At 33.9% G+C, this 11,923-nt stretch carries 9 protein-coding genes; all 9 read left to right on the forward strand.

What is annotated here, in order from left to right:
* Nucleotides 1–5 precede the first annotated feature (5 nt).
* The 9 genes from R1X58_RS09030 (at nucleotide 6) to R1X58_RS09070 (ending at nucleotide 11,910) form a co-directional block, all read left to right on the forward strand.
* The gene (locus R1X58_RS09030; protein WP_240573507.1) at nucleotides 6–797 is read left to right on the forward strand and encodes a DUF4843 domain-containing protein; all 792 of its coding nucleotides are present in this window, start codon (nucleotides 6–8) and stop codon (nucleotides 795–797) included.
* A 10-nt stretch (nucleotides 798–807) separates the two neighbouring features.
* On the forward strand, nucleotides 808–2,292 hold the full coding sequence (locus R1X58_RS09035; protein WP_240573506.1) for a PKD-like family lipoprotein: 1,485 nt from the start codon (nucleotides 808–810) through the stop codon (nucleotides 2,290–2,292).
* A gap of 79 nt (nucleotides 2,293–2,371) precedes the next feature.
* Nucleotides 2,372–3,220: a thioredoxin family protein gene (locus R1X58_RS09040; RefSeq protein WP_240573505.1), complete on the forward strand. Its 849-nt coding sequence runs from the start codon at nucleotides 2,372–2,374 to the stop codon at nucleotides 3,218–3,220.
* 50 nt (nucleotides 3,221–3,270) lie between these two features.
* Complete coding sequence (locus tag R1X58_RS09045; RefSeq protein ID WP_240573504.1) at nucleotides 3,271–4,317, forward strand: TlpA family protein disulfide reductase; 1,047 nt, start codon at nucleotides 3,271–3,273, stop codon at nucleotides 4,315–4,317.
* Nucleotides 4,318–4,416: 99 nt separating this feature from the next.
* Entirely contained in the window at nucleotides 4,417–4,977 is a 561-nt protein-coding gene (locus R1X58_RS09050) for an RNA polymerase sigma-70 factor (RefSeq protein WP_240573503.1), read from the forward strand.
* Nucleotides 4,978–5,078: 101 nt separating this feature from the next.
* Complete coding sequence (locus tag R1X58_RS09055) at nucleotides 5,079–6,212, forward strand: FecR family protein (protein ID WP_240573502.1); 1,134 nt, start codon at nucleotides 5,079–5,081, stop codon at nucleotides 6,210–6,212.
* 165 nt (nucleotides 6,213–6,377) lie between these two features.
* Nucleotides 6,378–9,641 carry a SusC/RagA family TonB-linked outer membrane protein gene (locus tag R1X58_RS09060; RefSeq protein ID WP_240573501.1) on the forward strand — a complete coding sequence of 1,088 codons (3,264 nt, stop codon included), beginning with the start codon at nucleotides 6,378–6,380 and terminating at the stop codon, nucleotides 9,639–9,641.
* 19 nt (nucleotides 9,642–9,660) lie between these two features.
* On the forward strand, nucleotides 9,661–11,103 hold the full coding sequence (locus R1X58_RS09065; protein ID WP_240573500.1) for a RagB/SusD family nutrient uptake outer membrane protein: 1,443 nt from the start codon (nucleotides 9,661–9,663) through the stop codon (nucleotides 11,101–11,103).
* An 18-nt stretch (nucleotides 11,104–11,121) separates the two neighbouring features.
* Nucleotides 11,122–11,910, forward strand: a complete 789-nt coding sequence (locus R1X58_RS09070) for a DUF4843 domain-containing protein (RefSeq protein WP_240573499.1) — start codon at nucleotides 11,122–11,124, stop codon at nucleotides 11,908–11,910.
* Nucleotides 11,911–11,923: the final 13 nt, after the last annotated feature.

Raw genomic sequence — 11,923 nt, forward strand, 5'->3', positions numbered from 1 at the left:
GCAAGATGATGAAAAAATATTTATATATGCCAGTTTTGGCCTGTTGTATACTAATAAGTTTAGTGTCTTGTGCCACAGATGAACTGCCTGTATTCGATACTACTATTAGTAATATTTATTTCGAATGGGCAAAAGAAGGAAGAGAAAATTATTCGCAAACCCTAGATAGTATTGATGTAACGTTCGCTTTAGAATTACCTTCGGTAACAGACACTATAATAAATGTGCCTGTTAAAATTTTAGGTTATACATCTGAAATGGATAGAGATGTAAACATTAGTGTGGTAACCTCTGGAACAACTGCTGTTGAAGGAGTTCATTATGAAATTCCGTCGTCGGTTGTTATGCCTGCAGATTCTGTAAGAGCTTATGTTCCTGTAACATTAAAAAGAGATGCTTCTTTAAAAGATGGTATCGTGTCTTTAAAATTCCAACTTGTAGAAAATGAGTACTTCAAAACAGCTATTTTTTCTACTGAAGAATATTACAACGTAAACCGTGAATTAAGCTTTACAGAGTTTGAAATTTCATTCTCAGATATTTTAACGAAACCAGCCTATTGGAACCGAACTTTCGATGGTTATTTAGGAAACTGGACTGCTAAGAAAGTGTATTTAATTGCCGAATTGGCTGGTGTAAGTGTTGAGAAACTAACCGTTACGCCTTCTATTCAGGAGCTTTTTGCTTTCACAAGAATTTTAAGAGACCATTTAAAAGCGCAACAATTGGCCGGAACGCCAGTATTGGAAGATGATGGAACAGAAATGGCTGTTGGACCTTATGCCGCTTTAATCTAAAATATTAAACATGATGATTTTAAAAATAAAATTTCAGCAACTGTTCGCGCTGCTTGTAACGCTAATGTTGGCTGTTTCTTGTATGGATGATTTAGGTAATTACGATTACCAGGATATTAACGAAGTAGCATTCGGGAATATTGATGAAAAATATGTTGTAAAGCGATTCGATAATCTGGTAATTAATCCGGAAGTATATTTTAGGCTTGATGAAAGTGGAATGGGAGAATATGAATACCGTTGGGTTGCCGTTAAAGATACAGGAATAGGAATACAGGAGTTAACCGAACTATCGGAAAGTAAAAATCTGGACGAGGTTATTTCGCTAGTACCAGGTGACTATTTTGGTTATTATTTCGTGAAGGATGTAAAAACCGGAATAGAAACGCAATACCGTTTTGATATTGAAGTTACCAACTCAATTTATGAAGGCTGGTTGGTTTTGAGTGATGGTACAGATGCTCCTCAATTAGATATGATATCGCTTATTGACGGAGAGTACAGTCCTATTTATAATGTACTGGATGGTTCTGGAATTGAACTAGGTGGTGAAGCCGGATTTGTATATACCTTTGGATATGATATAAATTTTTACGGCATTTATGTGTCCACATCGGGTAATGGTACCACTAAGATACATCCGGATACCTTCGAATGGTTGCCTACCTATACCATAGCAAACGAATTTGTAACACCGCAACCTGCCGATCTGGAATTAGATAATTTAGAATCGCAATCTGGAAGAACAGGTTTTGCCTTATTTGGCGGCAATGCGTATTATTATAACACTGTTATTGGTACGGCTTACAGTAGTCCGATTAATATTTTGGGAGGAACACAGTTTGAAGTGTCTCCAATGATAGGTAAAGGAGGGCAAACGACCTATTCGGCCATGTACGATAATACTAATAAACGTTTTGTAAGGTCGTACCGTGGGCGCATGTATACGTTTGCAGCATCGGCTTCTACCAAGTTCGATTATAACAACACTGGCATGGAACTGGTTTATATGAAAAGTAATGATTATGGTGGTTACAACGGTGCTGCTGTATTTAGTATACTACGTGATCCTGCTACATCAAAATATTATCTTGCCGTTTTCAATATGAGTAATTCTGCTCAGCTATACTATGGTGAAATTACAGATCCTAATTTTGCACAAGCTTCTAATATTACCGTTAATCCTGTTTACGGTTACTTATATTACAATATTGGATCTAAAGTATATCGATACGATTGGAATCCTGAAATACCGGCAACAAGGTTGGAGTTAGATGCAGGTAATGACGAAATTACCATGCTTAAATTCCATGATTTTATTGGAGGTAAAGCTGAATATGTTACAATGCAAAATCATTTAATTGTTGGTCGCCATAATGGTACCGAAGGAAAACTGGAGTTTTACGATGTATTAAATTTAAATCAACCTTTAAATTTAGTAGACACCTATTCTGGTTTTGGTAAAGTGAAAAGTATTAGTTACAGACAGCGTTAGAAATAATAAAAAAATGAATTAAAATGGGAGATTTTTGTATTGTACATTATCTCCTGTTTTTTCAATTAATTAGATGTAAATGAAAAATTTTTATAAAATAATTGTTTTAGCAATTACATTTTTATTGAGTTGTTCAAGTTTTTCTCAAACCAAATTTATTAAAGCATCATGGGAAGAAGTACTTATGCAAGCCAAAAAAGAAAATAAATTAATATTTGTCGATTTGTATTTTACCGGGTGTTTTCCTTGTAAGCAAATGGACGATAAGGTGTTTCCTGATTCTAGAGTGGCAGAGGTGTTAAATACATCGTTTATCGCTTTTAAATCAGATATTTTTAAGGAAGATATTGGTAAGAAAATTGCCCGGAAATATGGTGTCACAGGTTTTCCTTCGTTTATTGTTTTAGATGCTAACGGAAATACTATAGAGGTGACTTCAGGGTATCATAGTGTAGAGGAATTAGTCGCAGTATTAGAATTGGCAAAGTCTAATGAGAGTAAAAAACAATTTAAAGCGTATTCAAAAAAAATACAAGGTGATTATCCACAGTTTTATAACGATGCATATCTAAAGAACAAACGACAAGTGTCTTTCGAGGTGGTCGATGCGTATTTAAAATCTCAGAAAAATTTAAGTGAAGAAATACCATTTTTAATCATTACAGGTCTACGAATTGGAGGAGAATATGCCGATTACATTATAGAAAATGCAACATCACTTTCCAGTGCTTATGGACATGTGCCTGTACGAAACTATATAGCTTCTACAGTGAACTTAAAAGCAAAGGTTTTTGCAAATAATAATGATATTGATGGTTTTAATAAACTTTTAAGTAAAGTTAAGCCTCATTTTACCGAAAGTGAATGGGAACGATTTAGTGCGGGTTTTGATAAAACTTTTGAGAAAAACAAAGGTGAATCGAAATAGAAAAGAAATAGATATATATTTAAAAACAGAAAAGATAATTTAGAATTAAAATGAAGCAAATTAAAACTTTAGCATTATTAATTGTGGTAGGTGGTGTGTTTGCCTGCAAAGCAAATCGGTCACATCCTAATTTTGTTGAAATATCAGGAACTATACATAATGCTAAATCTAAAGAGGTTACGCTTTATACTATGGGAGGTGATAATAAAACAATTGCCATTCAGGAAAATGGAACCTTTAAAGATACGTTCGCTGTGAAGTCCGGTAAATCAGATTTTCAAATGTTACTAAACGAAGATCAGGTGATGACTAAATTATATGCCAAGAATGGAGCCAATATTTATTTAGAGGCAGATGCAAGTGATTTTAAAAATACCATAAAGTTTAGTAATGACTTTGCTGATTATAATAATTATCAAAGTGAGAAATACAGAATTATCAGCTCTGATATAGGTTTCGACCCTAAAATTTGGTATCGTTTTGATGAAGCTGAATTTGAAGAACATGTTAATACGTTAAGAGGAACCTTAAATACTGCTTTGCATTCCTATAAAACTATTACTCCAGAGCAAATAGAAAAAGAAAATACCTTTACAGAGCGCTATATTAAAAATATTACTTCAAAATATGAGAAGGAACATAGTTTTGCCACAAAGTTAGATAAAGGGAGCGTTTCTCCTGAATTTGTTGATTATGAAAATTATGATGGCTCTAAAACATCGCTTTCAGATTTTAAAGGTAAGTATGTGTTTATAGATGTCTGGGCAACCTGGTGTACACCGTGTAAGGCTCAAATTCCTTATTTAGAAGAATTGGAAAAGGAGTATAAAGATGAGAATATCGTTTTTGTTAGTATGTCTGTTGATAAACCATCCGATAAGGAAAAATGGAGCAAAATGGTGAAAGATAAAAATATGTCTGGCGTACAAATATTGGCTCCAAATGCTACAAAATCTGAGTTTGCTTTGGCCTATAATATAAATTCCATTCCACGATTTATATTAATCGATCCGCAAGGTAATATTGTAGATTTCGATGCACCAAGACCATCAAATAAAGAAGCAATTCACAAATTATTAGATATTGTGAAATCTTAAAATAAAAACAAAAACAAAACGGCAATTCAAATGAATTGCCGTTTTGTTTTATGTAAGATTTTTTTATTAGATTTATAATTAAATTCGCTCTAAGTCAAGATGATGAACCTTATTTTACAAGGCATAAGAAATAAAGATGAACAAGTTTTTAAAAACTTGTTTGATAGTCATTACAATGGCTTGGTAACTTATGCTAATGGCTTTTTATTTGATAAAGACGCCAGCGAAGATTTAGTCCAGGAGGTATACATATATATATGGGAGAATGCTTCTAAAATGGACGTGCACACTTCTCTAAATAGTTATCTCTACAGAATGGTTAGAAATCGTTGTTTTAATTATTTAAAATCGATAAAGATTACCGATAATTTTAAATTACTCGAATTTAATATAGAATTGTTTTCAGAGCATGTTGTTGAAACTGCTTCAGAAGATGATAAAAAAATTATATATCATCAAATTTTAAAAATTATCGATTCGCTTCCCGAAAAAATGCAGGAAATAGTCCGTTTAAAATTTATTCAAAATTATACTTACCTTGAAATAGCTGAAGAGCTTGGTGTTTCTGTAAACACGGTAAAAACGCAGCTTAAGCGATCAAAAATAAAAATTACAGAAATGATTACAGTTGTTTTAGTTTTACTCGATTTGAAGAGATAAATGAAAGTTTTTAACATTTTTGTTAAAAAATTATAAAAATTTGTCACCCATTGTTAAGGTTGTGTTGTCGTAGTGTTAAACGAAGACATTAAACCAAACAAATGGAATTCAAATTAATCATTAAAAAACTAAACGATACCATAACAGAGGAGGAGAACATTCAGTTTGAATCTTGGTATCAGGAATCTCAAAGACATCGGGATTATTTCGAACACGTCAAGAATAACTATTCAGATTCAATAAATGATATCGATATTGATAAAGACGCTGCCTGGGAACTTCTTGAGGAAAAAATAAAAGCTTCTCAAAACCAAACATCATCATATTGGAAATATGCTGTTGCAGCGATGGTAGTTATTTTACTTAGCGTTCCGGTTTTTACTAAGCTTTTAAAAGAATCATCATCTTCACAAGAATTTGTAACGACTAAAATTTTACCTGGAGTAGATAAAGCTATTTTAACTTTAGATGATGGCACTCAAATTGCTTTAGAAAACGGAGCTAATTATGAGAAAGAAAACATTGTTAGTAACGGCGAAAAAATAGTCTACAAATCGCAGGCTAAAAAAAACAATGTTGTTGTTTATAATACCTTAAGCATACCAAGAGGCGGCGAGTTTTCTATGGAGCTTTCTGATGGTACTAAGGTTCAGTTAAACTCTGAAACTCAAATAAAATATCCTGTAAACTTTATAAAAGGAAGGACCAGACAAGTAGAACTTGTTTATGGGGAAGCTTATTTTGAAGTATCATCAAGTGATGAAAACGAGGGAAGCAAGTTTTTTGTATTGAATAATAGTCAAAGCATAGAAGTTGTTGGTACAAAGTTTAATGTGAAGGCATATAAAGATGAGGACTTTATTTATACCACTTTAGCAGAAGGAAAAGTACAAGTTGAAAGTGAGAACGGAACATTTTTATTAGAGCCAGGAGAACAGACTGTTTTTAATACCAGAACTAAAGAAATTAGTAAAACAATCACCGATGTACATGCCGAATTAGCCTGGATTGATGGCGACTTTATGTTTAATAAAAAGCCATTGCTGGATATTATAAAGGTACTGTCGCGTTGGTATGATGTGGACTTTATTATCGAAGGAGAATCAATTAAACATCAAAAGTTTAACGGGCAATTAAGCCGAAAACAAAATTTAGAAATCATATTAGAATTAATAAAGACTACAGAAAAGCTTGAGTCTTATGAAATAAAAGGAAAAACAATCATTTTGAAATAAAAAAAAAGAGGGAAAAGAATATAAACCTTGGACCGTGAATATTTCTCCCTCCTTATACATTGAAAATAATTAATTAAAAAGGTTTAACTAACTAATTCATGCAAATTTATGAAAATTAACTTAATTAACCTCCGTGCCTTGTTGGGTAAACGGTGTTTAAAAATTATGATGCGAACTCTGATTTTTTCCTGGTGTTTTACAGTCTTTAGTTTGGCGCCCTCGAATACGTTATCTCAGAATACCAAAATTGTGGTAGATGAAGATAAAGCCGTGACTATAGATCAAGTTTTTAGCATGATCAGTCATCAAACAGATTATAATTTTATCTATTCTGATGATTTGTTTGAAAACATGTCTTTGGTACATCTTAAAAAAGGAAAAATTAAAATTGTTGATTTATTAAAAGAATGTATTATTTCAAATCGTTTGAATTTTTCGATTTCTGAATTTAATACCATCATAATAAAGAAACCCAAACTGGTTCAGGAAACCATCAGGGGTGTTGTAAAAGACCAGAGCGGAATGCCTCTTCCGGGAGTTACAATTTTAATAAAAGGAACTAACAAAGGAACAACAACCGACTTTGATGGGCAATATGCTGTTTATGCCGACGATGAAACCGTTTTGGTATTTAGTTATATTGGGTATAAAACCACAGAGATTGTTGTAGGTGAAAAAACTAAAATAGATGTGGTTCTAGAACCGGATTTAAGTGAACTGGAAGAGGTTGTAGTTACCGGTATTGTTGAAAGAAAGAGAGAAAGTTTTACAGGGGCTGTAACAACAGTTTCAGGTGAAGAGTTAAAAGCCATTGGCAATTTAAATATTATAGAAAGTTTAAAAACTTTAGATCCTTCGTTCGTTATAGTAGAAAATAATAATTTAGGATCGAACCCTAATAGAATTCCAGATATAGAAGTTCGAGGAAAAACCAGTGTGTCTACAGATAATTTAAGAGATGAATTTGGGAATAACCCAAACCAGCCATTATTTATTTTAGATGGTTTTGAAACCACCCTTCGTGCAATTATAGATTTAGATATGAGCCGCGTGGCATCTATTACTATTTTAAAAGATGCATCCTCTACGGCGCTTTATGGGGCAAAGGCTGCTAACGGTGTTATTGTTGTGGAAACAGTAAAACCAAAATCGGGAAAATTAAGAATTATGTATAATGCCGATTTACGATTAGAAATGCCAGACTTAACCGATTATAATTTAATGGATGCCGAGCAAAAGCTTGAATATGAGAAACTGTCAGGGTTATATTATTCAGCAGATGCAACCGATCAAAAAATATTCGATAGAAGATATAATACCATACTGGCAGAAGTAAAAAGAGGTGTGGATACGTATTGGTTAAACGAACCATTACAGGTTGGGATTACTCAAGGACATTCTATTTATGCCGACGGAGGGGATAATGTTTTTACCTATGGTGTAGGCGTGAATTATAGAAATCTTAAAGGTGTAATGAAAGGCTCTAATCGTGAGACCTGGGGAGCCAATATTGATTTAACTTATCGTAAAGATAAATTGAATATTACCAACCGATTAAGAGTTAATGGGTACGACTCAAACGAATCGCCTTATGGTTCTTTTTCAAATTTTGCGAAGGCCAATCCTTATTTCAGAAAAACCGATGAAGAAGGAAATATTACGAAGTTTTTAGATATCGATGGGTTATTTGGAACAAGCTACAATAATCCTTTGTATAACGGAACACTTAATGTGCTTAACAATACTGATAATTTATTACTTACCAACAACCTTCAGGCTATTTATTCCTTTAATAGTAAGTTTAGAGTACAGTCTGGTCTTCAGCTTAGTAAAGGTATAACAACAACGGAAGTGTTTTTACCACCTGAGCATACAGACTTTAAAGGTGCCAATTACAAACAACGTGGTAGTTACACAAATACACGAACAGACAATTTTAATTTCAGATTAAATACCATGGCCACATATGCTCAGGTATTTAACGAAAAACACAGTGTCACAACAAATATTCGTGGTGAAGTAGAAGAAACAAGTTTTGATCGCTTATCAGTTAAAGCGGTTGGATTTCCTTTAGGGACAAATGGTAATCCTGCTTATGCTTTTAGTTATCAGCCAGATTCTAAGCCATCAACGGCTCAAAGTAAATATAGAAGAGTAAATGTATTGGCAAGTGCAAACTATGCTTTCGATAATACATATTTTTTAGATGCAACGTATCGTCTTGATGGGTCTACTTCCTTTGGCTCTAATGAGAAATATTCGCCATTCTGGTCTGCAGGTGCAGGTGTTAATTTACATAGTGCATTCAATATTAATCCAGAGGTAATGTCTCAGTTAAGGTTAAGAGGAAATATAGGTTCTGTGGGTAACCAAGGTTTCGGAAATCTGTCATCGGTTACAATTTATGGTTTTGAGCAGTATGTAAATGTTTTTGGTCAGGCAGTTACCGTGAATACCTTGGCTAACCCCGACCTACAATGGCAAAATACCCTAACAACCAGTGTGGGAATAGACATGACCATGTTTGGAAATAGAGTTAATGCTACTTTTAATGCCTATACAAAAAAGACAGATCCGCTAGTAGTTAAAATTGACCTGCCATCATCAACTGGAGTATACGGATATCCTATTAATGCCGGTTATATGGATACAAGAGGTATAGAGGCTATTTTAAGAGTATCGCCAATTTATAATCCTAAAGAGAATTTTATTTGGACGCTTGGCTTAACGGCAAGCGCACTTAAAAATGAATATGGGGGCTTTAATAATATTTTAGAATCGCTTAACGATCAGGAACGTCAAAATGCAAGTTTAATTCGTTACACAGATGGTTATAGTCCAGACGATATGTGGGCGGTAGAATCTTTAGGTATTGATCCAGGAACAGGTAGAGAGGTGTTTCAAACTTTAGATGGAGTGCCAACTTATGTTTACAATTCAGATGACGTAAAAGTTATGGGGAATTCCAGACCTACAGTAGAGGGAGTTGTAAGTAGTAATCTGCGTTTTAAAAACTTATCTATTGGTGTTAATTTCCGTTATAGAGTAGGTGGTGATGTGTTAAATACTGCATTGTTTAATAAGGTTGAAAATATTCGTAAGTACGATTTCAGTAATCAGGATTTAAGAGCATTAACCGAACGTTGGAAAGAACCTGGAGATGAGGCCATGTTTAAAAGTATTACCAATTTTGATGCGACACCAATCTCTTCGCGTTTTATTCAAAGAGAAAATGTACTTATTGGGGAGTCCATCAATTTAGGCTATGATTTCAGTAATACCGGTTTTGTTAAAAGTTTAGGTTTAAGTCAGTTAAGACTTAATGCTTATATGAATGATACATTCCGTCTGTCATCAGTTAAGGTAGAGCGTGGTATCGATTATCCGTTTGCTCAAAATGTGTCATTCAGTTTAAATGCAAGGTTCTAACAAAAAAATATAAAAGAAAATGAAAACATATATAAAACATATTTTATGTCTTTGGTTGTGTATAGGTTTTTTGTCTTGTGACGATTACCTCGATGTACAGCCGGAAGATAAGTTCCTTGAGGAACAATTGTTCAGTACCGAAGAAGGGTTTTATACTGCTTTAAATGGTGTGTATGCCAAAATAGTTTCAGAAAACGGTTATGGTGGCGATTTAACCATGAATACCATTGAGATTATGGCGCAACAATATAATATCGACTCCAGACATACAAAATACCCTTATGCCAGTTATAGTTATACTGATGGCGGCGTACAAGGTAAGTTTGATGCCATTTGGACTAACTTATACACGAGTATTTTAAATGTTAATAACTTACTACTGGGATTAGAGTTATACCCAGATGTTTTGAGTGCAGAAAGAAAGAGTATTGTGGCTGGTGAAGCTTATGCTTTAAGAGCGATGTTGCATTTCGATTTGTTACGATTATTCGGGCCTGTTTATAGTACAAATGCTCAGGACGATGCCATTCCGTATTACACAGAATCTAAAGCGCAAATGGCAGAAATGTTAACTGCAGAGCAGGTTATATCAAGGATTTTAGCCGATTTAGATTCAGCAGAAACATTATTGGTCGAAGATCCTGTAAGAGTTAACGGTTCTATGAGAAGTGCTGGCAGTGACTTTAGTGCTAACTTTTTTAGATTCAGAAATTTACGTTTAAACTATTTCGCAGTTAAAGCCTTGCAGGCACGAGTTAACTTATATGCCGAAAATAATCAGGCTGCTTTTGTTGCGGCTAACGCTGTAATAGACGAAGCTACAGAGTTTTTTCCATGGGTAGTTGATGAAGAAATTGTTTCTGGAGGGGCCGATATTGATCGTATTTTCTCAACAGAAGTTCTTTTTGCATTAGACAATACAGAACTTTACAATCGCCAAACGCGTTATTTTGATGCGAGTCTTGAGTATGATAATATTTTGGCACCTTTAAGAGATCGTTTAGGTGAAGTTTTTGAAAATTACAATCAGGACTATCGTTTTTCGTATTCATGGTTTATTTCTAATGAAGCATCAAAAGACTATGAAACCTTCTTCAAGTTTGCAGATATAGAAGATAAAGATAAAACCTCAAGGTTTATGCAACCCCTGATTCGCATGAGTGAAATGTACTATATCGCGGCTGAAACGGCGGAAGATGAGCAAACGGCTTTAGATTATTTAAACACGGTTAGAGAAGAAAGAGGTTTAGGTGACGGTACGCAATTAATTCCTGGTGTTGACTTGCAAAATGAAATATTTAAAGAATACAGAAAGGAATTTATAGGAGAGGGACAATTGTTCTTTTACTATAAAAGAAAGAATATGTCTTCAATTCAAAGTGGAACGACGTCATCAGAAATTGATATGACTGCAGCACAATACGTCGTGCCTCTGCCATTGTCAGAAACAGATTATCGCTAATTAATAAAACTTCAGAATATGAAAAATATTATAAAAATAATTACAGTATCATTATCTGTAGTACTAACATTTCTTTCATGTGGAAATGACGAAATTATGGGTTTTGAAGGGAAGGATGTTATTTATTATAAATGGGCTGTAGAAAGTCTTAACCCGTTGGTTCTTAATCCAGATTATATAGATAGCACTTCAATAACTTTTGCTTATGAACTTCCGGAAGTAAAGCAGTTAACCTACGAAATTCCAATCAAAGTACAGGGTTCAGTTAAGTATTTTGATAGAGAAGTAAGTGTTTCTGTTGTAAGTAGTTCTACAGCTCAGGAAGGTGTACATTTTACATTACCAGACAAAGTGGTGATTAAGGCAGACAGTATTAATGGTTATTTGCCGGTAACTCTGCTTAGAACAGATGATATGAAAGAGCAGGAGTTATCATTAAAATTGAAATTAGAAGAGAATGAAAATTTCAATAATAATTTACTTGAAACCAACAAGGTGCTTAACGGAGATCGTTTGGTGAGTTATACTGAATTTGAAATTGCGGTTTCAGATATTTTAACGCAACCTCAATACTGGCCAACAGCGTATTTAGGCGATTATTCAGAGAAAAAACTTTATCTGTGGGCTGAGGTTTTAGAAGTGCCTGTTCCGGATTGGAATAAAGTTAATCCGCAAACCGATTTAACATTTCGTGCATCAGCATCGGTCTTTAAACAGTATTTAACAATTCAGGAATTACGTGGTACACCGGTGTTGGAAGATGACGGAACGCCTATGACTTTAGGGCCTTATGCTGCTTATTTATAACTTAAAATTAAAG

The sequence above is a fragment of the Aestuariibaculum lutulentum genome (assembly GCF_032926325.1).
Taxonomy (GTDB): domain Bacteria; phylum Bacteroidota; class Bacteroidia; order Flavobacteriales; family Flavobacteriaceae; genus Aestuariibaculum; species Aestuariibaculum lutulentum.

Excerpts from the sequence above, each read along its gene's own strand:
- R1X58_RS09030 (WP_240573507.1), top strand. The coding sequence starts at position 6 with ATGATGAAAAAATATTTATATATGCCAGTTTTGGCCTGTTGTATACTA.
- R1X58_RS09035 (WP_240573506.1), top strand. The coding sequence starts at position 808 with ATGATGATTTTAAAAATAAAATTTCAGCAACTGTTCGCGCTGCTTGTA.
- R1X58_RS09040 (WP_240573505.1), top strand. The coding sequence starts at position 2,372 with ATGAAAAATTTTTATAAAATAATTGTTTTAGCAATTACATTTTTATTG.
- R1X58_RS09045 (WP_240573504.1), top strand. The coding sequence starts at position 3,271 with ATGAAGCAAATTAAAACTTTAGCATTATTAATTGTGGTAGGTGGTGTG.
- R1X58_RS09050 (WP_240573503.1), top strand. The coding sequence starts at position 4,417 with ATGATGAACCTTATTTTACAAGGCATAAGAAATAAAGATGAACAAGTT.
- R1X58_RS09055 (WP_240573502.1), top strand. The coding sequence starts at position 5,079 with ATGGAATTCAAATTAATCATTAAAAAACTAAACGATACCATAACAGAG.
- R1X58_RS09060 (WP_240573501.1), top strand. The coding sequence starts at position 6,378 with ATGATGCGAACTCTGATTTTTTCCTGGTGTTTTACAGTCTTTAGTTTG.
- R1X58_RS09065 (WP_240573500.1), top strand. The coding sequence starts at position 9,661 with ATGAAAACATATATAAAACATATTTTATGTCTTTGGTTGTGTATAGGT.
- R1X58_RS09070 (WP_240573499.1), top strand. The coding sequence starts at position 11,122 with ATGAAAAATATTATAAAAATAATTACAGTATCATTATCTGTAGTACTA.